The organism is Ruegeria sp. BB5 (genome assembly GCF_056539405.1).
The window spans coordinates 298,267-323,180 of sequence record NZ_JBQFUX010000001.1; the positions used below are offsets into that span (position 1 = coordinate 298,267).

General features: G+C 58.3%; 23 protein-coding genes. 20 read left to right on the plus strand and 3 right to left on the minus strand.

Annotated elements, in window-relative coordinates; all coding sequences use genetic code 11:
• Positions 1-11: 11 nt before the first annotated feature.
• From mraY to ACR0DL_RS01510, 3 genes are all read left to right on the plus strand, one after another.
• Complete coding sequence (mraY, locus tag ACR0DL_RS01500) at positions 12-1,094, plus strand: phospho-N-acetylmuramoyl-pentapeptide-transferase (protein ID WP_170348033.1); 1,083 nt, start codon at positions 12-14, stop codon at positions 1,092-1,094.
• Positions 1,095-1,244: 150 nt separating this feature from the next.
• The gene (gene murD, locus ACR0DL_RS01505) at positions 1,245-2,642 is read left to right on the plus strand and encodes a UDP-N-acetylmuramoyl-L-alanine--D-glutamate ligase (protein ID WP_480687263.1); all 1,398 of its coding nucleotides are present in this window, start codon (positions 1,245-1,247) and stop codon (positions 2,640-2,642) included.
• Between the two features lie 108 nt (positions 2,643-2,750).
• A complete protein-coding gene (locus ACR0DL_RS01510) occupies positions 2,751-3,125 on the plus strand; it encodes a glycine zipper family protein (protein ID WP_254428516.1) in 375 nt (124 codons plus the stop codon).
• On the opposite strand, the gene ACR0DL_RS01515 is transcribed toward ACR0DL_RS01510, so the two are convergent.
• Entirely contained in the window at positions 3,122-4,300 is a 1,179-nt protein-coding gene (locus ACR0DL_RS01515; protein ID WP_480687265.1) for a BaiN/RdsA family NAD(P)/FAD-dependent oxidoreductase, read from the minus strand. The two genes, ACR0DL_RS01510 and ACR0DL_RS01515, sit on opposite strands and share 4 nt — an antisense overlap.
• A 181-nt stretch (positions 4,301-4,481) precedes the next feature.
• Between ACR0DL_RS01515 and ACR0DL_RS01520 the strand changes: the two genes are divergently transcribed.
• The 16 genes from ACR0DL_RS01520 (at position 4,482) to ACR0DL_RS01595 (ending at position 22,284) form a co-directional block, all read left to right on the plus strand.
• Positions 4,482-4,817: a cupin domain-containing protein gene (locus tag ACR0DL_RS01520; RefSeq protein WP_480687267.1), complete on the plus strand. Its 336-nt coding sequence runs from the start codon at positions 4,482-4,484 to the stop codon at positions 4,815-4,817.
• Positions 4,818-5,031: 214 nt separating this feature from the next.
• Positions 5,032-6,195: a putative lipid II flippase FtsW gene (ftsW, locus tag ACR0DL_RS01525; protein WP_170348041.1), complete on the plus strand. Its 1,164-nt coding sequence runs from the start codon at positions 5,032-5,034 to the stop codon at positions 6,193-6,195.
• Positions 6,195-7,292 carry a UDP-N-acetylglucosamine--N-acetylmuramyl-(pentapeptide) pyrophosphoryl-undecaprenol N-acetylglucosamine transferase gene (locus ACR0DL_RS01530; RefSeq protein ID WP_480687269.1) on the plus strand — a complete coding sequence of 366 codons (1,098 nt, stop codon included), beginning with the start codon at positions 6,195-6,197 and terminating at the stop codon, positions 7,290-7,292. The genes ftsW and ACR0DL_RS01530 overlap by 1 nt, the downstream gene beginning before the upstream one ends.
• Positions 7,289-8,698: a UDP-N-acetylmuramate--L-alanine ligase gene (gene murC, locus ACR0DL_RS01535; protein WP_170548057.1), complete on the plus strand. Its 1,410-nt coding sequence runs from the start codon at positions 7,289-7,291 to the stop codon at positions 8,696-8,698. Before ACR0DL_RS01530 ends, murC begins: the two co-directional genes overlap by 4 nt.
• A gap of 75 nt (positions 8,699-8,773) precedes the next feature.
• Positions 8,774-9,022: a DUF2484 family protein gene (locus ACR0DL_RS01540; RefSeq protein WP_170548058.1), complete on the plus strand. Its 249-nt coding sequence runs from the start codon at positions 8,774-8,776 to the stop codon at positions 9,020-9,022.
• Positions 9,019-9,267: a DUF2484 family protein gene (locus ACR0DL_RS01545; RefSeq protein WP_170348045.1), complete on the plus strand. Its 249-nt coding sequence runs from the start codon at positions 9,019-9,021 to the stop codon at positions 9,265-9,267. Before ACR0DL_RS01540 ends, ACR0DL_RS01545 begins: the two co-directional genes overlap by 4 nt.
• Positions 9,268-10,059: 792 nt before the next feature.
• Positions 10,060-10,989 (plus strand): UDP-N-acetylmuramate dehydrogenase, encoded by a 930-nt coding sequence (gene murB / locus ACR0DL_RS01550; RefSeq protein WP_480687271.1) that lies wholly within the window; start codon positions 10,060-10,062, stop codon positions 10,987-10,989.
• 101 nt (positions 10,990-11,090) lie between these two features.
• Positions 11,091-12,014, plus strand: coding sequence for a D-alanine--D-alanine ligase (locus ACR0DL_RS01555; RefSeq protein ID WP_480687273.1), 924 nt, complete (start codon positions 11,091-11,093; stop codon positions 12,012-12,014).
• On the plus strand, positions 12,002-13,003 hold the full coding sequence (locus tag ACR0DL_RS01560) for a cell division protein FtsQ/DivIB (protein ID WP_480687275.1): 1,002 nt from the start codon (positions 12,002-12,004) through the stop codon (positions 13,001-13,003). Before ACR0DL_RS01555 ends, ACR0DL_RS01560 begins: the two co-directional genes overlap by 13 nt.
• An 8-nt stretch (positions 13,004-13,011) precedes the next feature.
• Positions 13,012-14,346: a cell division protein FtsA gene (ftsA, locus tag ACR0DL_RS01565; protein ID WP_170360645.1), complete on the plus strand. Its 1,335-nt coding sequence runs from the start codon at positions 13,012-13,014 to the stop codon at positions 14,344-14,346.
• Positions 14,333-14,749 (plus strand): hypothetical protein, encoded by a 417-nt coding sequence (locus ACR0DL_RS01570; RefSeq protein ID WP_480687277.1) that lies wholly within the window; start codon positions 14,333-14,335, stop codon positions 14,747-14,749. Before ftsA ends, ACR0DL_RS01570 begins: the two co-directional genes overlap by 14 nt.
• Positions 14,750-15,098: 349 nt before the next feature.
• Entirely contained in the window at positions 15,099-16,709 is a 1,611-nt protein-coding gene (ftsZ, locus tag ACR0DL_RS01575) for a cell division protein FtsZ (protein WP_170395664.1), read from the plus strand.
• A gap of 213 nt (positions 16,710-16,922) precedes the next feature.
• Complete coding sequence (lpxC, locus tag ACR0DL_RS01580) at positions 16,923-17,843, plus strand: UDP-3-O-acyl-N-acetylglucosamine deacetylase (RefSeq protein ID WP_170348052.1); 921 nt, start codon at positions 16,923-16,925, stop codon at positions 17,841-17,843.
• Positions 17,844-17,970: 127 nt separating this feature from the next.
• Positions 17,971-18,813, plus strand: coding sequence for an outer membrane protein assembly factor BamD (locus tag ACR0DL_RS01585; protein ID WP_170360251.1), 843 nt, complete (start codon positions 17,971-17,973; stop codon positions 18,811-18,813).
• 35 nt (positions 18,814-18,848) lie between these two features.
• Positions 18,849-20,498: a DNA repair protein RecN gene (recN, locus tag ACR0DL_RS01590; protein ID WP_480687279.1), complete on the plus strand. Its 1,650-nt coding sequence runs from the start codon at positions 18,849-18,851 to the stop codon at positions 20,496-20,498.
• A gap of 100 nt (positions 20,499-20,598) precedes the next feature.
• Positions 20,599-22,284, plus strand: coding sequence for a chloride channel protein (locus ACR0DL_RS01595; RefSeq protein ID WP_170360248.1), 1,686 nt, complete (start codon positions 20,599-20,601; stop codon positions 22,282-22,284).
• Here the strand turns inward: ACR0DL_RS01595 and ACR0DL_RS01600 are convergent.
• The gene (locus ACR0DL_RS01600; RefSeq protein ID WP_480687281.1) at positions 22,281-23,645 is read right to left on the minus strand and encodes a DUF3179 domain-containing protein; all 1,365 of its coding nucleotides are present in this window, start codon (positions 23,643-23,645) and stop codon (positions 22,281-22,283) included. The two genes, ACR0DL_RS01595 and ACR0DL_RS01600, sit on opposite strands and share 4 nt — an antisense overlap.
• Before the next feature lie 219 nt (positions 23,646-23,864).
• On the opposite strand from ACR0DL_RS01600, the gene ACR0DL_RS01605 reads away from it, so the two are divergent.
• The gene (locus tag ACR0DL_RS01605) at positions 23,865-24,485 is read left to right on the plus strand and encodes a hypothetical protein (protein ID WP_480687283.1); all 621 of its coding nucleotides are present in this window, start codon (positions 23,865-23,867) and stop codon (positions 24,483-24,485) included.
• A 56-nt stretch (positions 24,486-24,541) separates the two neighbouring features.
• On the opposite strand, the gene ACR0DL_RS01610 is transcribed toward ACR0DL_RS01605, so the two are convergent.
• Positions 24,542-24,883 carry a DUF427 domain-containing protein gene (locus tag ACR0DL_RS01610; protein ID WP_480662351.1) on the minus strand — a complete coding sequence of 114 codons (342 nt, stop codon included), beginning with the start codon at positions 24,881-24,883 and terminating at the stop codon, positions 24,542-24,544.
• Positions 24,884-24,914: the final 31 nt, after the last annotated feature.

Below are 24,914 nucleotides of genomic sequence, written 5' to 3' on the forward strand. Positions count from 1 at the left end.
AAGGTTTTGACATGCTCTATTGGTTGACCGCCCTGTCGGATGGGGGGGATTTCTTTAACCTCTTCCGCTATATCACCTTCCGTGCGGGCGGAGCCTTTCTGACCGCGTTGATCTTTGGCTTTATCTTCGGCAAGCCGCTGATCAACGTATTGCGCAGGAAACAGGGTAAAGGTCAGCCAATCCGAGACGACGGTCCTGAGGGGCATTTTTCCAAGGCTGGCACGCCAACCATGGGCGGGTTGCTGATCGTTGGTGCGCTGGTGACCTCAACGCTGGTCTGGGCGCGGTGGGACAATCCTTATGTCTGGATGGTGTTGTTTGTGACGCTGGCTTATGCGGCAATCGGTTTTGCAGATGACTATGCCAAGGTGTCCAAGCAGAACACTAAGGGTGTGTCCGGAAAGATGAGAATGGCGCTGGGGGTGATCATCGCGGTTCTGGCTTCGCTTTGGGCCACCCTGCATCATCCCGAGGCGCTGCAGAACCAGCTGGCCGTGCCGGTCTTCAAGGATACGCTGGTCAATTTGGGAGTTTTTTACATCCCCTTTGCAATTGTTGTGATTGTGGGGGCGGCCAACGCTGTGAACCTGACTGATGGCTTGGATGGCTTGGCAATCATGCCTGCGATGATTGCAGCCTCGACCTTGGGTGTAATTGCTTATGCGGTCGGGCGGGTCGACTTTACCGAATATCTGGACGTGCATTATGTGCCGGGTACGGGGGAGATTTTCATCTTTACCTCGGCACTGTTTGGCGCGGGGCTTGGGTTTCTGTGGTATAACGCTCCGCCTGCGGCCGTATTCATGGGCGATACCGGATCGCTGGCTTTGGGCGGCGCGCTTGGCGCGATTGCGGTGGCCACTAAGCACGAGCTGGTACTGGCCGTTGTCGGTGGGCTTTTCGTTGTGGAAGCGCTGAGTGTGATTATACAGGTTTTGTACTTCAAACGCACCGGTCGCCGCGTGTTTCTGATGGCACCAATCCATCACCACTATGAGAAAAAGGGGTGGGCCGAGCCGACCATTGTGATCCGGTTCTGGATCATCTCGCTGATCCTGGCGATGATTGGTCTGGCGACTTTGAAAGTCCGGTAACGCTCCCGCCAGGTTCGGCGGACCTGCGGTCCACCTGCCACCTGTTGAGCCCGGCTCGCGCTGACGCGCGAGCCTTTTGTTGCCCTTGCCAATAGAGTTTTCTTCTGTGCAGTGTGACGGCCAATTGGACGTCAGAAGAAGGTGGGCGGCATGATCCCGGTCAAAGGGTTTTCAGGGCAAAAGGTTGCGGTTCTGGGGCTTGGCCGATCGGGTCTGGCCACGGCCCGTGCATTGCGGGCAGGTAAGGCTGAGCCTGTCTGTTGGGATGACAATCCCGCCGCTCGCGAAACAGCCGAGGCAGAAGGTTTCACTTGCGCCGATTTGCACCGCCACGGGGCGTTTGACGACATCGCGTCGCTGATCGTGTCGCCGGGAATTCCGCATCTCTATCCCGAACCGAACCCGATTGTGGCTGCTGCGCTGGACGCCGGAGTGCCGGTGGACAACGATATTGGGCTGTTCTTCCGATCCTTTGCCGGGTCGGAATGGAACAACTATGACACCCCGCCTCGCGTTATTGCGGTGACCGGGTCAAACGGGAAGTCAACCACTGCAGCATTGATTCATCACGTCCTGACCGAAGCCGGGCGCGAGGCACAGCTGGCAGGGAATATTGGGCGCGGGGTGCTGGATATTGATCCGGGTGGAGACGGGTCGGTGGTTGTGTTGGAGTTGTCCAGCTATCAGACCGATCTGGCCCGCGCATTGACGCCGGATGTGGCGGTGTTCACCAACCTCTCGCCTGATCATCTGGATCGGCATGGCGGGATGGGGGGCTATTTCGCAGCCAAACGCCGGTTATTTGCCGAGGGCGGACCGGATCGCGCAGTGATCGGTGTGGATGAAAACGAAGGCGCGTTTCTGGCGGGCCAGCTGTCCGAAGGGCCGACTGACGACCGGGTCATCCGTGTCTCGGTGGCGCGCAAACTGACCGGGCCGGGGTGGCAGGTCTTTGCACGCAAGGGGTTCTTGTCGGAGTACCGCAAGGGGCGGCAGGCTGGGTCAATCGACCTGCGTCAGATCAAGGGCCTGCCCGGCGTTCATAACCATCAGAACGCTTGTGCCGCCTATGCTGCCTGCCGCGCGTTAGGGCTGGCGCCACGGGTGATTGAGGATGCGCTGCACAGCTATCCCGGCTTGCCGCATCGCAGCCAGATTATCGCCGAAGTGGACGGCGTGACCTATGTGAACGATTCCAAGGCCACCAATGTAGACAGCGCGCTGAAGGCGTTGAGCGCGTTTAAAAAGATCCGGTGGATTTGTGGGGGGCTGGAAAAAGAGGGTGGTCTTTCAGCGTTGAACGGCGCTGCGGATCAGGTGCTCAAGGCTTATGTGATCGGGCGCGAAGCTGCCAATTTCGCGCTTCAACTTGAAGCCGAGGCGCAGGTCTGCACCACAATGGCGGAAGCCGTGGCGCAGGCTATGTCAGATGCGCAACCGGGAGAGACGGTGCTGCTGGCCCCTGCAGCGGCAAGTTTCGATCAGTATGACAATTTTGAACAGCGCGGAGAGGACTTCGCCGAACAGGTTAGGCAACGGCTGGCGTGATAGTCATTTGCAATAGACCGCCGGTTGGGCCAAGCTACAGTGCTATCAGCTTGACGCGCCATTGTTATTGGTTTTGCCTGCCTGCAAATTCAACACGAGGTAATGACTATGCCATACCGTAAGTTTTCTTTGATCTTGCCCGCCGTTTTGGTGGCTGGTGCCTGCACGAATGTTGGTGCCAATTATCAGCCTATTGTCGATGGTCCGATTGGCCCGAACTACAACGTGGATCTGCAGCAATGCCAACAGCTGGCTGCATCGCAAGCCAGCGTTGATGGCTCCACCGCCGGGAACGCCGCAATCGGCGCGGCAGGCGCGGCTGCGGTTACCGGGATCGTTCAGGACAGCAGCGACAATCTGGGTCGTGCAGCGGTCGCTGGCGCTCTGGTCGGTGCCGGTGCGGACGTGATCAACAAGAACCAGAATAAAGAAGTCATCGTGCGCAACTGTATGCGCGGACGTGGCTATAACGTCGTCGGCTAACGGGTTGCGATTGCAACTCCAGCAGCGTGGCCCGAGGACCACGCCCATTGGAAATTGTAACCGCCCAGCCAACCGGTGACATCCACCGCTTCGCCAATCGCATAGAGGCCGGGGACATCCCTGGCCTCCATCGTTTTTGACAACAGATCATCAGTGTCGATCCCGCCCAGGGTGACCTCGGCGGTGCGATAACCTTCGGTGCCAGAAGGGGTCAGTGGCCAATTGGACAGGGCCGTAATCAAATCGGTCAGTGCCGCGTCGGATTGGTCGGCCAGGTTGCCCTGCATCGGAATATGCTGGCTTAGGTACTCCACCAGCCGTGTTGGCAAGTGGCGGGCAAGTTCGGTGGTCAGGGCCTTGCGGCCCCCGCTCTGCCGCTGATCGCGCAGCAGGTCGAAAAGGGGAAGATCGGGTATCAGGTTGACCCGGATCGCCTCACCCTCGCGCCAATAAGAAGACAATTGCAGCACCGATGGCCCGCTGAGGCCGCGATGGGTGAACAGCAGCGCCTCGTCAAAGCTGGTGCGCTCGTTTGACAGGCGTGCGGGCAAGGACACGCCGGAAAGGTCCTTGAATTTCCCGTCCGAGAAGGTGAACGGCACCAATGCTGCGCGTGTGTCGGTGATCCGCAGACCGAACTGGCGGGCGATATCATAGGCCAAGCCGGTTGCACCCATCTTGGGGATCGACTTACCGCCCGTTGCCAGAACCAGATTGGTGCAAGTCAGGCTGAGGCGCTGCCCTTCGCGGTCGACTTCCAGCGCGAAACCGGCCTCGGTCTTGCGCAAGTCTTTCAACTCGGTACGCACCCACAGATCGGCCCCGGCGCGCTCCATCTCGGTCAACAGCATCTGAATGATCTGTTTCGAGGAACCGTCGCAGAACAATTGGCCAAGGGTTTTTTCATGCCACGCGATATCGTGGCGCCCGACCAGGTCAACGAAATCCCACTGCGTATATCGCGCCAAGGCCGACTTGCAGAAATGCGGGTTTTGCGACAGGAAGTTGCCCGGCCCGGCGTACATGTTGGTGAAATTGCAACGCCCGCCACCTGAGATGCGAATTTTCTCTCCGGCCGCTTTGGCATGATCGATCACCAGAACGCGCCCACCGCAATGGATCGCGCACATCATACCGGCTGCACCGGCACCGAGGATGATCGTGTCATATGTCATGGGCTGCGCATGGCGTGGAATTGAAAGGAAGGCAAGAGCCAGCGCGGTTTCGGCACGTTGCTAAAGCCTTCATGCGTCACTGCACGTGAGGCGCTTTGTTCAGTAGAAATACAGATTGCCAGCTACCCAACGCGCTGACATGCTGCCCTTTTGACGCGCGTTTTCGAAAAAGGATGAATGGATGCGATTTCCGGACTTTATAACTGCGTTTCCAAAGTTGGATGTGCCTTTCCCCGAGGATGTCGTGCAGACGGCGGTCATAAGATCTGACGCCGGCCTCGCAGCGTTTTTTACGTTTCTTCAGGATATGGAGCTTCCATTGCATTCACATGGGGCCCAATGGGGAACGGTCATCGAAGGTGAGGTCGAGCTGACTATCGGAGGAGTTGCCAAAACCTATCGTCCCGGTGACAGCTATTCGATTCCGGCCGGGGTGGAACACGGCGGGCAGATCAAGGCCGGGACCCGTGTGATCGACGTGTTTGAAGAGCCGGATCGGTATCCAATCAAAGAGTGAAGTAAATTCTGCGCTGTCCTGCGCGGGCATTATTCAGCCCATTTGACACCGCGATGGGATTGGGGCTGTTTGTCCAATTGCTGAGGTCACCGCCACTGACGGGCCGTTTTCCGCATATCCGCTCATTCCGCTAGCCCAAACGCAAAAATGTCTGTAGACTCTCAATCAGATCCCGAAAAAGGGACATGAACGAGGCAGTAAGTGGCGGTATCTCATGACTGAGATGGTGTATGGCGCGGTCCAGGACCAGCGCGGAGAACCGATTCTACCAAAGTGGTGGCGGACGATTGATCGCTGGACCATGTCCTGTGTGCTGATCCTGTTTGTCATTGGGCTGCTGCTGGGGCTGGCCTCGTCGCCGCCGTTGGCCGGGCGCAACGGGTTTGACCCGTTCCACTATGTCGAACGGCAGGCGATCTTTGGCGGGCTGGCCCTAGTTGCGATGCTGCTGACCTCGATGATGTCCCCGACACTGGTGCGGCGTCTGGCAGTGCTGGGCTTTCTTGCGTCGTTTGTGGCGCTGGCGTTTCTGCCGGTCTTTGGCACCGATTTCGGCAAGGGGGCGGTGCGTTGGTATTCGCTGGGCTTTGCCTCGATGCAGCCATCCGAATTTCTAAAGCCCGGCTTTATTGTCGTGGCCGCATGGTTGCTGGCCGCGTCGCAGGAAATCAACGGTCCTCCGGGGCGGTTGTGGTCGTTTGCGCTGTGCATGGCCATCGTTGGAATGCTGGTGTTGCAACCTGATTTCGGTCAAGCCTGTCTGATCCTGTTTGGCTGGGGCGTGATGTATTTTGTGGCAGGGGCACCTATGCTGCTTCTGCTGGGTATGGCCGGGGCGGTCGTGCTGGGCGGTATGCTGGCCTATTCGAACTCGGAACACTTTGCCCGCCGCATCGACGGGTTCCTGAACCAAGAGGTCGATCCGACCACGCAGCTGGGCTATGCCACCAACGCCATTCGCGAAGGTGGATTGTTCGGTGTTGGCGTGGGCGAGGGGCAGGTGAAATGGTCGCTGCCCGATGCGCATACCGATTTTATCATCGCTGTCGCGGCTGAGGAATACGGCCTGATCCTGGTGCTGATCATCATCGCGCTCTATTCGATCATAGTTGTACGCTCGCTGCTGCGGTTGATGCGCGAGCGGGACATGTTCATCCGTCTGGCAGGCACCGGTCTGGCCTGCATGTTCGGCGTGCAGGCGATGATCAATATGGGCGTTGCGGTGCGGCTGTTGCCCGCCAAGGGCATGACGCTGCCGTTTGTCAGTTATGGTGGTTCATCCCTGATTGCGGGCGGTATCGCAGTTGGCATGTTGTTAGCCTTCACCCGCACCCGCCCACAGGGCGAGCTTGGCGATATTCTGCGCGGACGAGGTTAATGAACAAACCCTACCTTCTGATTGCAGCTGGCGGCACCGGGGGGCACATGTTCCCGGCACAAGCGCTGGCCGAGGCGATGCTGCAAAAAGGTTGGCGCGTGCGCCTGTCTACCGATACGCGCGGCGCACGGTATACCAGTGGCTTCCCGCACTCGACCGAAATAGTCGAGGCGTCCTCGGCCACTTTCGCGCGTGGTGGTTTGGCCGCAAAGGCGCTGGTCGGACCCAAGATTGCGGGTGGCGTGACCAGCATGTCATTGCAGATGATGCGCGACCGGCCGGATGTGGTTGTGGGATTTGGCGGTTACCCTTCGATCCCGGCGCTCGGCGCGGCGACGATGTTGAAAATCCCGCGCATGATCCATGAACAGAACGGTATTCTGGGACGGGTAAACCAGCTGTTTGCGACCCGCGTGTCTCAGGTAGCTTGCGGAATTTGGCCCACGGACCTGCCCGAGGGGGCAAAGGGCATCCATACTGGCAATCCGGTTCGGGCCGCCGTTCTTGAACGCGCGGCGGCGGGTTACATTCCGCCCGGAGATTACCCGATGTCGATCCTGGTGATGGGGGGATCGCAGGGCGCGCGCATCCTCAGCGATGTGGTGCCCGGCGCGATTGCAGCTTTGCCCGAATTGCTGCGCGGCCATATTCGCGTTGCCCATCAGGCACGTGACGAAGATGGCGAACGGGTCGCGGCGTTCTACGCCGACCATGGCATCCGTGCCGAGGTCAAACCTTTTTTTTACGACGTTCCCCGCCGCATGTCGGATGCACAGTTGGTTATCTCGCGCTCGGGGGCTTCAAGCGTTGCCGATATTTCGGTCATCGGGCGACCCTCGATCCTGATCCCGTTTGCGGCTGCCGCTGGCGACCACCAGACCGCCAATGCACGCGGGCTGGTACAGGCGGGTGGGGCGATCATGATTCCTGAAAACGCCCTTGACGTTTCCTCGATGACCGAGCAAATCACCGCAGTTCTGACTAACCCTGAAGCCGCGCAAAAAATGGCCCATGCCGCCCTTTCGACCGGAGCTCCGGACGCAACCGAGCGTCTGACGGCCCTTGTCGAGCAACTGGCGCAGAAGGAGACCGCATGAATCCTGCAACCAAACTGCCGCAAGATGTAGGGCCGATCCATTTCGTAGGGATCGGCGGGATCGGGATGTCGGGCATTGCCGAGGTGCTGCTGAACCTTGGCTACCGGGTGCAGGGGTCGGACCTGAAGGCCTCGAAAATCACTGACCGTCTGGCCAGCTTGGGGGGCGAGATTTTTGTCGGCCAACGCGCCGAGAACCTGGAAAACGCCGCCGTAGTAGTGGTGTCGACCGCGATCAAACCGGGCAACCCGGAATTGGACGGCGCCCGCGCGCGCGGACTGCCGGTTGTACGCCGGGCCGACATGCTGGCCGAATTGATGCGCCTGAAGTCCAACATCGCGATCGCCGGTACCCACGGTAAAACAACCACCACCACCATGATGGCCGAGTTGATGGTGGCGGGCGATTTCGACCCGACCGTGATCAATGGCGGGATCATCCACGCCTATGGCTCCAACGCGCGGATGGGACAGGGCGAATGGATGGTGGTCGAGGCCGACGAATCCGACGGCTCGTTCAATCGTCTACCTGCGACCATTGCCATTGTTACCAATATCGACCCTGAGCATATGGAACACTGGGGCGACTTCGACAAATTGCGCGACGGTTTCTACGAGTTCGTGTCGAACTTGCCTTTCTACGGTCTGGCCGTGTGCTGCACCGATCATGCCGAGGTGCAGACGCTGGTTGGCCGCATCACTGACCGGCGCGTGCGGACCTATGGTTTCAATGCGCAGGCCGATGTACGTGCAGTTAACCTGACTTACAAAGGCGGCATCGCGCATTTCGACATCCACCTGCAATACGAAGACACGGTGATCGAAGGCTGTACCTTGCCGATGCCCGGTGATCACAACGTCTCAAACGCCTTGTCTGCGGCGGCAGTGGCCCGGCACCTAGGCATGAAGACCTCGGAAATTCGTGATGCGCTGGCCAATTTCGGTGGCGTGAACCGCCGCTTTACCAAGGTGGGTGAGGTTGATGGGGTCACCATCATTGACGATTACGGCCATCACCCTGTGGAAATTGCTGCTGTGCTGAAAGCTGCCCGTCAGGCCACTGAGGGACGGGTCATCGCCGTGCATCAGCCGCACCGGTATTCCCGCCTGTCCAACCTGTTTGATGATTTCTGCACGTGTTTCAACGACGCCGATGTCGTTGCCATCGCTGACATATTTGCCGCCGGAGAGGACCCGATCAAGGGTGCATCCCGCGATGATCTTGTGCAGGGCCTGATCCGCCACGGCCATCGACACGCCCGCGCATTGCTGGACGAAGGCGATCTTGAACGTCTGGTTCGCGAACAGGCGCGTCCCGGAGATATGGTCGTCTGCCTGGGGGCAGGTACGATCAGTGCTTGGGCCAACGGATTGCCCGCTCGATTGCAGCAAAAACAGGCGGTCTGAGGCAATGGACTCTCGCCTATTGCAACTATAAAGTGTGACGTCGCAATCGCAGACGGGATGTCCTCGGAGGGGCATATGGCATATTCGGTAATGTTTGCAGCCTTGTGGGTCGTGGCCTCGACAATTGTGGCCATGTTGCCGATGCGTCTGCAGTTCCCGCCTGGAGTTGTGTTATTCATCTCTGCGCCTGCTCTGATTGTCTGGCTGGGCCATGACTATGGCTGGGTGTTTGGGCTGTTGGCTAGCGCTGCCTTTGTATCCATGTTCCGCAATCCCATCCGGTTTTACTGGCGCCGTTGGACCGGTGCGGAGGTTCAGAAATGAACTTGTCCATCGCCCTTGCCGCGCTTTGGGGAATTGCCGCAAATGTGCTGGCGATGATCCCCAGCAAAGACAATCACTGGACCCGCGCCTATATCCTGATTGCGGTGGGGATTCCGATTTTGGGATACGTGACGCTTCAGAACGGACCGTGGATCGGGTTGATTGTAATGGCAGCAGGCATGTCGGTGCTGCGCTGGCCGGTGATTTATCTGGGGCGTTGGGTGCGACGGCTTGTTGGACACTGACATGGTCGAATACGTATTTTACACTCTCGCATTCTTTCTGCCCCTGTTTTTGATTTGGATAGCCTCACACATTCTTATTATTAAAGGGAAGTTCAGAGGACCGATCTATCTTCTTTTATTTTTGTTTGTTTCGTTTGCCGTGTGGTATTGGACCCCTGTTAGCGCGTACGCCAGTCAGAGCGCCGAGGGGTTCGTTGTGCTATTTACAGTCGCTTATACCTCAAGCGTGATCGTCCAATTCGTGCCAGGTCTTACCCTTGGAATTTTGACTGGTGGATTGCACCGGATTTTGCTCAGGAAGTTGAAGTCTGATGCCAGTATTGCGCCCGTGTAATAACCCAAGAGGGTAAAATGCTGTGCTTCAAAGAAACGCTTGGTTGAGGACAGCTGAACCATTTTGACCAAACATTCAGATGAGGACACGGATTGGAGATAATTGAAGTAGTAGCCGCTGTCGTGTTGGCGATGGCGCTTCCGGTATTTTTGTCCGGGCTGGCATCCCACAATCTTGTTAAACGGGGTCGTTTTCGTGGGCCCGTCTATCTTTTGTTGTTTCTTGTTTTGTCCAGTGCCTATGGGTTTCTGACTTCGGACAACGTAGGATTGCTAGAGCCGATGTGGTGGCGGGCCGAAGACTTCTATAATCTTTTCGTTATGTTCACAGCCTTTCCTTTGGGAACCGGTTTGGTTTTGGGATTCAGTACAGGTTTGCGTAGCCGACAGCGGTCAAAGCGTATGCAAAACTTAGTCCAGATAGATGACAAGCGAATAGAATCGAACTACCAGAGCTCCATGGTTCAAACACTTCCTGCGCCTCGTGGCAAACTCACTGAAAACCGACCGTTGAATGATTTAACCTGGCTTCGGGTCGGTGGGCCTGCGGATTATTTATTCCAGCCTGCAGATATCGAAGACCTTCAACACTTCCTGCGCGACTTGCCTGCTGAGGTTCCCGTCTTCCCAATGGGTGTTGGTTCGAACCTGATTGTTCGGGATGGCGGGTTGCGCGCGGTTGTGATCCGGCTTGGGCGCGGGTTCAACGGTATTTCGGTCGATGGCAACACCGTCACCGCTGGCGCGGCAGCGCTGGATGCGCATGTGGCGCGCAAGGCGGCGGATACGGGTGTGGACCTGACGTTTCTGCGCACCATTCCCGGCTCGATCGGGGGGGCGGTACGGATGAATGCGGGATGCTATGGCTGCTACACAGCGGATGTGCTGCGCAAGGCCACCATCGTCACGCGACAGGGTGAGGTTCTGGACCTGAGCCCAGAGGATCTGAACTTTCGCTACCGTCAGTCCGATCTGCCCGACGGGGCGGTATTGGTTTCCGCTACCTTCGTAGGTCCGGCTGGTGATCCCGAGGAATTGCACACCCGCATGGCGGCACAATTGCAAAAGCGCGACGAGACCCAACCCACCAAAGACCGCAGTGCCGGTTCGACCTTTCGCAACCCGGCGGGCTTTTCGTCCACGGGTCGCGCTGATGACGTGCATGACCTCAAGGCTTGGAAAGTCATCGACGATGCCGGTATGCGCGGGGCATCGCGGGGCGGGGCGCAAATGAGCCCAAAGCATTCGAATTTCCTGATCAATACCGGCTCTGCCACGGCTGCTGACCTTGAAGGTCTGGGCGAAGAGGTGCGAAAAAAGGTTTACGAAACAAGCGGCATCACGCTAGAGTGGGAAATCATGCGGGTCGGTGATCCGCTGAAAGAATAAAGCCCCAACCGTCAGACCATAACAGGCAAATTCAGGCGACGGATCAAAGGCATAACGCAGTACGGACCACTACATAAGGTCCTGGGACATTGAGGCGCTAAGTGGGTAAGTCGAGCAGGACAAGCCCCAAAGTGGCGGTATTGATGGGTGGCCCCTCGGCGGAACGCGAGGTGTCTCTCAGCTCTGGGCGCGAATGCGCAGCCGCCCTGCGGGGAGAAGGCTTTGAAGTAGTAGAGCTGGACGCAGGTCCCGACCTTTACGCGCGCCTTTTAGACATCAAACCAGATGTGGTTTTCAACGCCCTGCATGGCCGCTGGGGTGAGGATGGTTGCGTGCAGGGTCTGCTGGAGTGGATGCGCATTCCGTACACGCATTCCGGCGTGCTGGCTTCGGCGCTGGCGATGGACAAGCAACGCAGCAAAGAGGTGTATCAGGCCGTAGGTCTGCCCGTAGTGCCCAGCGTGATCGTGCCCAAGGTCGAGGTGACCGAGGTTCACGTGATGGAACCCCCTTACGTCGCCAAGCCCAATAACGAAGGCTCCAGCGTCGGCATCTATATCGTGCATGAAGGGTCAAACGGCCCGCCGCAACTGTCCGAGGATATGCCTGAATTCGTGATGGTCGAGAAATACATCGCAGGTCGTGAATTAACAGTGACCGTGATGGGTGACCGCGCGCTGACCGTGACCGAGATCATGACCGATGGTGGTTGGTACGACTATGACGCCAAATACAAGCCAGGCGGGTCCTGGCATGTGCTGCCAGCCGAAATCCCGCAAGACATCTTTGACCGTTGTCTGAATTACGCATTGCGCGCCCATGATGCGTTGGGGTGCAAGGGGGTAAGCCGCACTGATTTTCGTTGGGATGACGGCATGGGGGCTGATGGGCTGTTCCTGCTGGAAACCAACACGCAACCCGGGATGACGCCAACGTCGCTTGTGCCAGAACAGGCCGAGCATTTCGGCATGAGCTTTGGCCAGCTTTGCGCGTGGATGGTGGAGGACGCCTCATGCGACCGCTAAGGGCCACTCGTGCGCCGGTGATCCACCGATCAAAGCCGCTGGCCGGACCGGATGCGGATTTTGGCTCGGGCGCGCGGTCCGAGTCGGAGCCAAAGTTGCGGTTGAGTGGGGTCAAGCTTTTCGGTCGCAAATCGCAACGGTTTGATCCGGCTCCGTCGCGGCTGAATTACCGATTGCAGCGTTGGATGCTGACGCCGGGTGTGCGCCGGGGTTTGCGGGTTGGCTTGCCCATATTCGCGCTTTGCGCTGCGGCCGGGATCTATTTCGGCTCGGCCGAGCGGCGCGAGGCTGTGGTGGCCTATGTGGCCGACATCAAGACCTCGATCCAGCAGCGGCCTGAATTCATGGTCAATCTGATGGCGATTGATGGCGCGGGTACCAATCTGTCTGAAGACATCCGCGAAGTGGTGCCGTTGGATTTCCCGATAAGCTCCTGGGATCTGGATGTCGAACAGATCCGCGACACGATCATCGGGCTGGACCCGGTCAAATCCGCCTCGGTCCGGGTGCGCCCTGGTGGTATCTTGCAAGTGGATGTTGAAGAGCGTCAGCCCGTCATCGTCTGGCGCACGCGCCGCGGGATCGAACTGTTGGATGAAACCGGCGCGCATGTGGAACGCATCGCTTCGCGTAAGGAACACACCAACCTGCCGCTGATCGCAGGCAAGGGTGCGGATGCCCATGTGGCCGAGGCGTTGCAACTGGTGACCACTGCCCGCAGCTTGGGTGGCCGGGTTCGCGGTCTGGTGCGGATTGGCGAGCGACGTTGGGATCTGGTTCTGGATCGCGGCCAACGCATCATGTTGCCAACCGAACGCCCGGTGCGCGCGTTGGAACGTGTGCTTGCCGTGAACGAAGTGCAGGACCTGTTGGAGCGTGACGTGGCCGTGGTGGACATGCGGCTTGGGCAGCGCCCGACAATAAGAATGACCAAAGCTGCCAGCGAAGACTGGTGGAATACAAAAGTGACAGTGGGTAACGGGCAGTAACGAATATGATGACCGATCTTTATCAGTCCCAACGGGCCATGCGGCAGATGCGCAGGCAGGCGATGCAACGCGGTGTTGTCGCCATTCTGGATGTCGGCAGTTCCAAGATTGCCTGCCTTGTGCTGCGCTTCGATGGCGCAAACCGCTTGAGCGAAGATAACAGCATCGGGTCCCTGGCCGGTCAGACCGGATTTCGGGTGATTGGCGCTGCGACCACGCGGTCGCGTGGTGTGCAGTTTGGTGAAGTCACTGCCATGCAGGAAACCGAACGCGCCATCCGTACCGCGTTGCAGGCGGCGCAGAAGATGGCTGATATCCGGGTGGATCACGTAATCGCCTGTTTCTCGGGCGCGAACCCGCGTTCTTATGGTCTGGACGCTCAAGTTGATCTGGAAGGTCAGGTTGTGTCCGAGGCCGAGGTTGGCCGTGTTTTGAACGCTTGCGACGTGCCCGATTACGGGGCAGGGCGCGAAGTGTTGCATGCCCAGCCGGTGAATTTTGCCTTAGATAACCGCTCGGGGCTGATCGATCCGCGCGGGCAGATGGGCCAAAGCCTTGCGGTCGACATGCACATGTTGACCGTCGATGCCGTCGCGATCCAGAACATCGTGCGCTGCATCAAACGCTGCGATCTGGAACTGGCGGGGATCGCGAACTCGGCCTACGTGTCTGGCGTCTCGGCCCTGGTCGAGGACGAACAAGAGTTGGGTGCCGCCTGTATCGATATGGGTGGCGGTACAACCAGCGTGTCGATTTTCATGAAAAAACACATGATCTATGCCGATTGCGTGCGTATGGGCGGCGACCACGTGACTGCCGATATCTCGATGGGACTGGGTGTTCCGGCGGCTGTGGCCGAACGGATCAAGACCTTTAACGGAGGTGTCCACGCGACTGGCGCTGACGACCGCGACCTGATCGATATTGGTGGTGATACCGGTGATTGGGAACACGACCGCCGCACCGTCAGTCGGGCCGAGTTGATCGGTATCATGCGCCCGCGCGTCGAAGAGATTCTGGAAGAAGTGCGCGTGCGTCTGGATGCAGCCGGGTTCGAACATATGCCCAGCCAGCAGATCGTTTTGACAGGCGGCGGCAGTCAGATCATGGGGTTGGATGGCCTCGCGACCCGCATTCTGGGCCAGCGAGTGCGTTTGGGTCGACCCTTGCGTGTTCACGGTCTGCCGCAATCGGCGACAGGCCCGGGATTTTCGTCAGCGGTGGGGCTTAGCCTGTTCGCTGCGCATCCGCAGGACGAATGGTGGGATTTCGAAATTCCGGTCGATACCTATGCCGCGCGACCTTTCAAGCGCGCCATGCGCTGGTTCCGTGACAATTGGTAAAGCGGTCGGCGTTGCGGCGCTGGTCGTTGCAACCCCGCTTGCCGCACACGCCCAGACACGGATACCGCCTGAGGCATTTCTGGCTGCTGTCCAGGGTAAAACCGTTACGTTTCACGACTATCCCAGCGGCCTTCTGGTGGGGACCGAGGAATTTCTCAGCCCCAAACTGTCTGTCTGGCGGATGGAGGGGCGGGGTTGTGTCTATGGGCAGATCACTACACCCAATGGTCAGATCTGCTTTTTGTACGATGATGACCCGGATGACATGCCGGTGTGCTGGTGGACCTTTCAGCACGAAGGCCGCCTTATGGTGCGACTTGCCAACTTCAACCGACGCGAAATTCAAGAGGTGCGCAGCATTACCGAAGACGGTTTGAATTGCCCAAGTACCCCAATTGGCTAAAGAAATGGGTTGCAGCCAGCGGCCTTATCCCGCAAGATATCCACAAGGCCCGTCAGAGGCCCTGCGGCAGGACCTGAGCAGTTTTCCGCATCTTAAAAATCAGTGAATCCCTCGAGTGGCGTGCATGTTGACTGCGGCGCGTGTGTCGCTTGCTTTGTGGTGGATTGAGTTCAATCCGCAACATCTGGCAATGAATGCAAAATACCGCTGACGACTGCCTTATTTCCTCCATATTTTGTGGGATTCGGCGATTTTTGGCGTGACCTTTGCCGTTTGGACCGGTAGGATTGTAAGCGGATAGGTAAGAAAAACACCGCTTTGGCGGGTCAATAAAACAGGCGGACAGAGCATGACATTGAATCTTTCGATGCCCGGGCACGACGAACTGAAGCCTCGGATTACAGTATTTGGCGTTGGTGGCGCGGGCGGCAACGCTGTCAACAACATGATTGAGAAACAGCTGGACGGCGTTGATTTTGTCGTCGCCAACACTGATGCGCAGGCGCTGCAGCAAAGCCAGTCTTCGGCGCGGGTGCAATTGGGCGTGAAAGTGACCGAAGGTCTGGGGGCAGGGGCCCGTCCGACCGTGGGCGCTGCGGCGGCCGAAGAAAGCATCGAGCAGATCGTCGACCATCTGGCTGGCGCACATATGTGCTTTATTACAGCTGGTATGGGCGGTGGCACCGGTACGGGTGCGGCGCCGATCATCGCGCAGGCCGCGCGGGAGCTTGGCGTTCTCACTGTTGGCGTTGTCACAAAACCCTTCCAGTTTGAAGGTGCCAAGCGGATGCGTCAGGCCGAAGACGGCGTTGAGGCGCTGCAAAAGGTTGTCGACACGCTGATTATCATTCCGAACCAGAACCTGTTCCGCCTGGCCAACGAAAAGACCACGTTCACCGAGGCATTCTCGATGGCGGATGACGTTCTGTATCAGGGCGTTAAAGGTGTGACTGACCTGATGGTCCGTCCGGGTCTGATCAACCTCGACTTTGCGGATGTTCGTGCCGTGATGGACGAGATGGGCAAGGCGATGATGGGCACTGGCGAGGCCACCGGTGAAGATCGCGCGGTTCAGGCGGCTGAGAAGGCGATTGCCAACCCGCTGCTGGACGAAATTAGCCTCAAGGGTGCCAAGGGCGTGCTGATCAACATCACCGGCTCGCACGACCTGACCCTGTTCGAGTTGGACGAAGCGGCCAACCGCATCCGCGAGGAAGTGGACCCCGAGGCCAACATCATCGTCGGTTCGACCCTGGATACCGTGATGGAAGGCGGTATGCGTGTGTCAGTTGTGGCCACTGGTATCGACGCCAGCGAAAAGCCCGTCGACGTTCCGGTTGCGCGTCGCTCGATGTCCGAGCCGCTGACTCGCACCGTTTCCGCAGAAGAGGCGCAGCAGGATGAGACCCCCGCTGCTGTGGCCGAAGTGGCGGAGCCCGCGCCCCAGCCAGAAGTGAACCGTGAACCTTCGCTGTTCGAAACCGCCGAGGAACCGGCGCAGCCGCAGGTGGAGCGTGACGATGACGGTCTGCCACCCCCGGCCTATCAGCCCCGTGTGGCTGAGTTCGAGCCGACACCTGAACCGGTTGAACCCGCGGCGGAAAGCTTTGTAGCACCGCAGCCACAGCACTCCGCAGGCACACCGTCGCCCGAAGCGCTGCAGCGTTTGCAGGCCGCTGTACAAAATGTCCCGGCCTCTGAACGTGGGTATGCGGCGCCGCGCCCACAGGCACCGCAACCGGCCCCCGCACCGCAGGCTGAAGGGCAGGATCGTTCCCGGTTCGGCTTTAACCGCCTGATCGACCGGATGACCGGCCACGCCGCCGATACGCCGGCACAGCCGGTGCGCCAGCAGCCCCCGATGCGCCAAGCTGACGCTACGGCACCTGCGCATGATGAGGCCGACCCCGATCAGGATCGGATCGAAATTCCCGCCTTCTTGCGTCGTCAGGCCAACTGATCACGGTAACAAATTAACGACTTAGGGTCGCCTTTTGGCGACCCTTTTCTTTTGAAATACACGGCTTTAACTGTATGTAAGCAGGCTTTTGCCGATCTGTTACATTCATGTTTCATTCAGTTACAAAGAGTGAGTTGAGCCTTGACGCTTGCTTCCTTAGGTGAGTGTCCAACACGGACCGAAAAGGCCGGACACCACTCACCGAGGTTCACCTTGCAACATACGCTCAAATCTCCGATCACGTTTACAGGCGTCGGGCTGCACAGCGGCAAGCCTGCGACGATGGTCCTGAAACCGGCAGCCGCCGGTCACGGCATCTGGTTCAAACGGACGGATATCGAGCTGGGCAATGCGCTGATCCCCGCGATCTATGACGTGGTCGAGCGGACGCCGCTTTGCACCCGTCTGGTGAACGATGCAAATGTTTCGGTGTCGACCGTCGAACATATCATGGCCGCGCTCGCCGGATGCGGCGTGCATAACGCGCTGATCGAGATTGACGGACCCGAAGTTCCGATCATGGATGGGTCGTCGATTGATTTCGTGCGCGGTATCATGGCCAAGGGTGTACGTCGTCAGGCCAGCCCCGTTCTTGCGTTCGAAGTTCTCAAGCCCGTCACAGCTACGCGCGAAGGCGCCAGCGCTTCAATCGCGCCTGCGGATGGGTTGATCATCGATTTCCACATTGATTTCGAAGACGGCGCAATTGGCAATCAGACCAAAACGCTGGACATGCGTAACGGCTCGTTCGCGCGTGAGCTTAGCGATTGCCGCACATTCTGCCGCCGCACAGACGTTGAAGCGATGCGCGAAAACGGCCTGGCCTTGGGCGGGACGCTGGAAAACGCTGTCGTTGTACAGGGTGACGAAGTTCTGACCCCTGGCGGTTTCCGCCATGCGGATGAGGCTGTTCGCCACAAGATGCTGGATGCTCTGGGCGACCTTTACCTGGCGGGAGGCCCGATTCTGGGTCACTTCACTGGCGACAAATCCGGCCACGCGATGACCAACACGCTGCTGCGCAAGCTGTTTGAAACGCCTGGTGCGGTGCGTCCGGTACTGTGTACCCCCGAACAGGCCGCGCGTCTGCCGGGTCAGGGCCTTGTTTGGGACGAAATCCCCGAAGTCGCCTGATTGGATCAACTCTGCCGACAATTCCGCTAGTGAGTGTACTAAGGCGTTTTGCCCCGGAATTATCTATGCTAGACCAAAGGCCAATCCGGGGCGTGCCCCGATAAGCAATACGACGAGGATAGGCGGAATGGTTGGCACCAAAGCGGCAGTCAGATTCGCAGGCGCGATTCTTCTGACAGCAGTTTTGACGGCATGCGGCGGAAAAGGCGCAGACCGCAATCAGAACCTGGAAGGCTTTACGCCAGAACAGATTTACACACGCGGCGAGTTTGAGCTGTCGCAGAATCGCTCGGATGATGCGGCGTGGTACTTCTCGGAAGTTGAGCGTTTGTATCCCTATTCGGATTGGGCCAAGCGCGCGCTGATCATGCAGGCGTTCTCGTTCCACACGGACAAGAACTATGAAGAAAGCCGGGCAGCGGCGCAGCGCTATATCGACTTTTATCCGACAGACGAAGATGCGGCCTATGCGCAGTATCTTTTGGCGCTGAGCTACTATGACCAGATTGACGAGGTTGGCCGCGACCAAGGGCTGACTTTTCAGGCGCTGCAGTCATTGCGTACAGTGATCGAGGTTTATCCTGATAGCGAATATGCCACGTCGGCGGTTCTGAAATTCGATCTGGCCTTCGACCATCTTGCTGGTAAGGAAATGGAGATCGGGCGCTATTATCTGCGTCAGGATCACTATACCGCTGCAATCAACCGATTCCGTGTCGTGGTCGAAGATTTCCAGACCACAACCCACACAGCTGAGGCGCTGTATCGTCTGATCGAAGCCTATCTGTCGCTGGGCTTGGTGGATGAGGCGCAGTCAGCCGGTGCTATCTTGGGTTACAACTATCAATCGTCGGAATGGTACGATGCGGGCTATGCATTGCTGACCTCGCGTGGGTTGGAATTGAAGAGCCGTGGAAACAACTGGCTAAGCACCATCTACCGTCAGACCATCAAAGGTGAGTGGTTGTAATCGTCATGGCTAAAGGCGTGGGACGCTAAGACCCGATGCTGCGCGCCCTTGATATCCGCGACATGCTGATCATTGACCGGCTGGAATTGACGTTTCAGCCGGGTTTGAACGCATTGACCGGTGAAACCGGGGCGGGCAAGTCGATCTTGCTGGATTCGCTGGGTTTCGTGCTGGGCTGGCGAGGGCGGGCTGAATTGGTTCGGCAAGGCGCTGCGCAGGGGGAGGTTGTAGCCGAGTTTGAGCTGCCAGATGGCCACCCCGTCCATGCGATTCTGGCCGAGGCAGGCTTGCCTGGTGGTGAGGAACTGATCCTGCGCCGGGTTAATACAGCCGAGGGGCGCAAGACCGCTTGGGTCAATGACCGGCGCTGTTCCGGTGAGGTACTGCGCGCCCTGTCCGAGACGCTGATCGAACTGCACGGCCAGCATGATGATCGCGGGTTGCTGAACCCGCGCGGGCATAGGGCAATGCTGGATGACTATGCGGGGGCAGAGGACCTTCTGGCAGCTGTGCGTGCGGCGTGGATGGATATGTCCCGCGCGCGTAAGGATTTGGCCGAGACCGAGGCGACGCTGGCCGCCATGCGCGCCGAGGAGGAGTTTCTGCGCCACGCCGTTGCCGAGTTGGACAAGCTGGACCCTCAGCCCGGTGAGGATGCTGAATTGGATGCCCGTCGGCGCATGATGCAAGGGGCTGAACGCATTCGCGATGACGTTGCCCGTGCTTTTGACCTGTTGGGCGCAGATGGGGCCGAGGTGGCGATGTCTGACGCGGTGCGTTGGTTGGAAGGCGTGTCCGACAATGCGGGCGGGCAGCTTGAGGCCCCGATAGCCGCATTGGGGCGCGCCTTGATCGAATTGGGTGAAGCGCAGGACGGGGTGAGCGCCTGCCTTCAAGCTTTGGATTTTAACCCGGCTGAGCTTGAAGCCGCAGAAGAACGTCTTTTCGGCATCCGAGCGTTGGCCCGTAAGCATGATGTGGTGCCTGACGAATTGGTAGTTTTTGCCGAAACGCTGCGTGATCGACTGACCCGTTTGGATGCGGGTGACGCCGACTTGGCGGATCGGCGTGCTGCGGTTGCGGCTGCACAGGAAACCTACGACAACGCCGCCGCCGCACTTAGCGCCGCGCGCCAACAGGCGGCCGGGCAATTGGATGCGGCCGTGATGACCGAGCTTGCACCGTTGAAGATGGAGCGTGCGGTATTTCAAACCGAAATCACGGGCGCCGATCCCGGACCTGAGGGGGTGGATGCGGTGGCCTTTACCGTTGCCACCAATCCCGGCGCGCCGTCTGGCCCGTTGAACAAGATTGCCTCGGGCGGTGAACTCAGCCGGTTTTTGCTAGCGCTCAAGGTGTGTCTGACCGGCGACGATAGCGCCCGCACTATGATCTTTGATGAAATTGACCGGGGTGTCGGTGGGGCGACTGCTGATGCGGTGGGTCGCCGTCTGGCGTCTTTGGCACAGGGGGGGCAGGTTCTGGTCGTGACCCACTCGCCGCAGGTTGCCGCCCGCGCGGCGCATCATTGGCGGGTTCAAAAACAGGTAACTGGCGGGCAGACATTGTCCACCGTTATCCCGCTGGCCGAACCAGACCGTGTGGATGAAATCGCCCGGATGGTCGCAGGGGACACCATCACGGACGAGGCGCGCGCCGCCGCCCGCGCATTGTTGGACGCCTGAGTTAAATTTGCCGCTTTCCGGTTTTCAAACCGTCGCGATCCTACTTTTATAAGGGGGCTCCGTGGCTTACTAAGGAATATACCTTGATCCCCGAGTGCCAATGACCCAAACGACCCGCACCGTTCTGCGCAACCAGCTCAATCAGGCTCTGGCCGCGATGAAGGATGCATGGCGGGTTATGTTGCGACGTGGGCCTAGCCAGATTCAGTTCTGGTTCATTGCGTTGGCAATTGGGATTGCGGCAGGGTTTATGGCCCTTGGGTTCCGCAAGGCGATCCGGTCGCTGCAGGCCTATGTCTACGACACAGACGATATCCTGTTGCTGCACAGCCATGCTGAGAAATTGCCGTGGTTCCTGATCCTGATTACGCCGATCATCGGCGGTCTGATTGTTGGTGTCATCCTGCACAGATTCACCGATGACGGGCGAGTGCGCTCGGTCGCGGACGTGATCGAGGGTTCGGCGCTGACCAATGGCCGGGTCGAGGGCAAGGCGGGAATCGCCTCGTTCTTTGCCTCGCTGATCACGCTCAGCACTGGCGGGTCAACCGGGCGGGAAGGCCCGGTGGTGCATATGGCCGGGGTGATCTCGACCTGGGTCAGTGACCGTATCCACGCGGATGGCATCACCGGCCGCGATCTGTTGGGCTGCGCTGTGGCGGCAGCGGTTTCAGCCAGTTTTAACTCACCCATCGCTGGGGCGCTATTCGCGCTTGAGGTGGTGCTGCGCCACTTTGCCGTGCATGCATTTGCGCCCATCGTTATCGCCTCGGTCGCGGGTACGGTGATCAACCGGCTGGAATACGGAGATGTGACCGAGTTCGTTCTGGAAACCCCGGGCTCGCTGCAATTCTATGTGGAGCTGCCAGCCTTTTTGATCCTTGGGCTGATCTGCGGGCTGGTGTCGTTGCTGTTGATGCGCTCGATCTTCTTTGCCGAGGACATCGGCACTCACGTTCAAAATCGCCTGTCGCTGCCACGTTGGCTGCGCCCCGCCGTGTCCGGTGCGATGCTGGGACTGCTGGCGATCTGGTTTCCGCATATCATCGGGGTCGGATATGAAACGACGATCCGTGCCCTGACTGGCGATCTGACCCTGACCGTCGCGATCTTGTTCGCCGTGATAAAAACAGTTGCTTTGGCGATCACTATGGGGGGGCGTATGGGCGGTGGTGTGTTTTCTCCTTCGCTGATGGTTGGCGCTCTGACCGGATTGGCCTTTGGGTTAATCGCCACCGGGCTGCTGCCGGATGTGTCCGGGACCCATACGCTCTATGCCTTTGCAGGCATGGGTGCCGTGGCCGCCGCAGTGCTGGGTGCGCCGATTTCCACCACGATGATCGTTTTTGAGCTGACCGGAGATTGGCAGATCGGAATTGCGGTGATGGTCTCGGTTTCGATGTCGACAGCCTTGGCCTCGCGTCTTGTGGACCGGTCGTTCTTCCTGACACAGCTGGAGCGCCGCGATGTTCATCTGGCCGCAGGACCACAGGCCTATTTGTTGGCGATGTTGCGCACCGGGGCGGTGATGCGCCCGATTGGGGATCCGCGCTCGATCACCAAAGAAAAGGCACAGGAGTTGATAGAGCAGGGGCTATGCGTACAGGCCAGTGCCACGCTTGAGGCGGCGATGCCCTATTTCGACCACGACGACATCCCCTGCATCCCGGTTGTGGTGATTGACGACGAGGGTAACGAATCCCCGGTTGGTGCGCTCTTTCATATCGACGCGCTCAAGGCCTATAACCGGGCGCTGGCCGCCACGGCGGCCGAGGAACATTCCTAACCGTCGTAGACCGTTGCCGCGTCGCCCAGGTAATTGTCCCATGCAAACCAGTAAGAGATATGTCCAGCCACACGCGGCAAGCGAGTTCCGTCTGGTCCGATCAACGCCTCTTCGGTCATGGTCCATTTCTGTCCGGTCTGATCCACCAGGCCGCCGTTGGACGCGGTGAACCGGTGCGAGGCGCGTTCAAACGCCCGTACCGCGCGCTTGTCGGGATTGCCGATCAGAACCAACGGCCGGTTGGCAATCGCGTCATTGATCACGCGCGTCTTGCTAAACGCATCCAAAGGCCAGGCCCGCGCCGCACCGAACTGGCGGATAGCGAAGATATAGTCTTTCTGCCGATGTTCGGATTGGTCAACCAGTGCTGGAAACATCAGTTCGGGCGAGGCGAAATACTCACGATAGACCACGCCGGAGCCATAGTTGCGTCGATGGCCGGTATTCTGAGACAGGACGCGCGTGCCAGGGTGTGAGGACTTCCAGCTTTCCCATGTGGTGATCACCACCGGTCGCTGCTGGAGCGTGATTCCACTGCCGACCAGCGGGCCCACAACCGGCTTCCCCGTGTATTGGTTCCACAGCGAATGTGTCTCGCGGTCAAACATCAGTTTGTTGGACCGGTACAGGAAACCAGATGATCCAAAGACAAACGGTTTCCGCCGTCCCGCCACTTGTGTTTCGAACAAGATACCCGACCCGCACAGCGTGCAATAAGCCAGCGCTACGGGGACGCCACCGATCACCTCGTTGAACATCTCGTGCCATCCCATGATCCGCAGCGGATAGGCGCGTTCATCCCCATTGATCGAGACGCCAAAGACCAGATCGTCGTCTTTCATGTAGCTGGCTTTTGAGGCCGAGATCAGTGTCGGATTGTCGAGCGACGGGATGCCGTCCTTGCTGACGCCGCCCCAGGTGATTTCCTCTAGCCGGATCATCATTTTGTCGCGCTGCAGGTATTTTGGGCGCAAGAAGTCGTCAAAATTCGGGTCAATCCCCAGAAGAACCTCACGCTTGAACGGGATCAACGAAGGGTGCGGAACCACCTGCGGGTTCTTTTCCTGCCACAACATCCAATCGAACCAGTCAGTGCCAAGGTTCTGACCGGTCAGGGTCTGCATCACTTCGGCGATTTCGTCGGTACGTCGCCCTCCGTAACGCATTCCGGTCAGCAGGGCTGGGACTACATCCGGGTTGCCACGCTGCACCAGAAAAGCCATGCCCTGTTTGAATTCAGAACTGCTGCCGTACAAGGTGGACCTCACGGCCTCAAGCACGGGGTCTTGCTGTGCTGAAAGTGCGTTGGGCAATGCGGCTGCGGCCAGCATACCAGTGAAACTGCGGCGCGTGATCGACATGGCATCCTCCGATAGTGTCCATGTCCAGTGTGCATCGGCCGCTGTTCACATGCATGCAACAGGTGCGTGAGGGAAAGAAGCATACCTAAATTGGTGCCAACGTTTTAAGAAAAATCTCGTTTCATCTTACCTTGCGAGCAACAAAGCATTCTTTCTGGAAAGAAGCTTCGAAACCATCAATAGTAGAATTTCCTACGTGAGAATCGGAAAGGCCTGTGCGTGAAATTTTACTTTAGGTTGGCTGCTTTGCTGGGTGCGGTTAATGCGGTCACAGTCCCGGCTGTTTCTGCTGAGATAAAGGTTAACAAATCTTCCAAGAAAACTTCAGTTTTGATGGATCTAAAACTGTCGAAACGACAAAAATCCAGGTTCAGAGAATTTAAAACCAAAGAGTATTTTGCGGCATTTGTTGTTTCTGGACAAAACAGCAGTGGTTGGGTTGCCAACCGTCACTCGCTTGCTGTCGCGAAAGAGCAAAGCCTAAGAGATTGCCGTTTGCTTTCTGAATACCCGGATACGTGCGCGGTTTATGCTGTGACAGTGCCAAAAGACTATGACCCGAATTTTGGAGGAACAACACTTAGCCAGTACGGAAATTCCAGTTTCCGGGAATACCAAAAGAAAAACTCTGCATCTTCGTCGGGTGCATTCGTAATCGCAGAAAACGGCTCCGTTGGGTATTCATGGGGGTTTCCAGACCCGATTGAAGCACAGGAAAACGCAATATTAGCGTGCGAATCCGATGTGGCCAAGTGGTTGGTGAGCATAAAGAAACAAGTACGTGACAAAACTCCAAAATCGCAAACAACCTGTCGAGTTATTCATGAGGCCCGACCATAAATTTTTGGGAAGAGTACCTGATTGAACAGTAGGTAGAGCTTCTGAAAGGTCTTTCGCTAGATCTGCTCTACCTTCACCGATTCAACCGGGTAAAAGGCCACATAACCTTTGATCTCGGCCATGGCGGGAACGGGGGTTTCATAGCTCCACGCGGCGTTTTCGGTCACCGAGGATTTGTTGACGATCGAGAAATGCGAGGCATCCCCCTTGTGTGGGCAGTGGGTGACCTTGTCTGTGCAATCCAGAAAGGCCATCGCGATATCGGTACGGGGGAAATAGATCACCGGAGTCAGATCACCTTCGATCAGTTCCAGCGCGCCAGTGCTTTCACCCAGTACGGCACCACCGGAACGAACGCTCCATTTGCCCGGAGCTTTGCGGATTGTGATCTCAACCATTTTTCTTCCCTCGTCTTATTTTCGGCCTCTC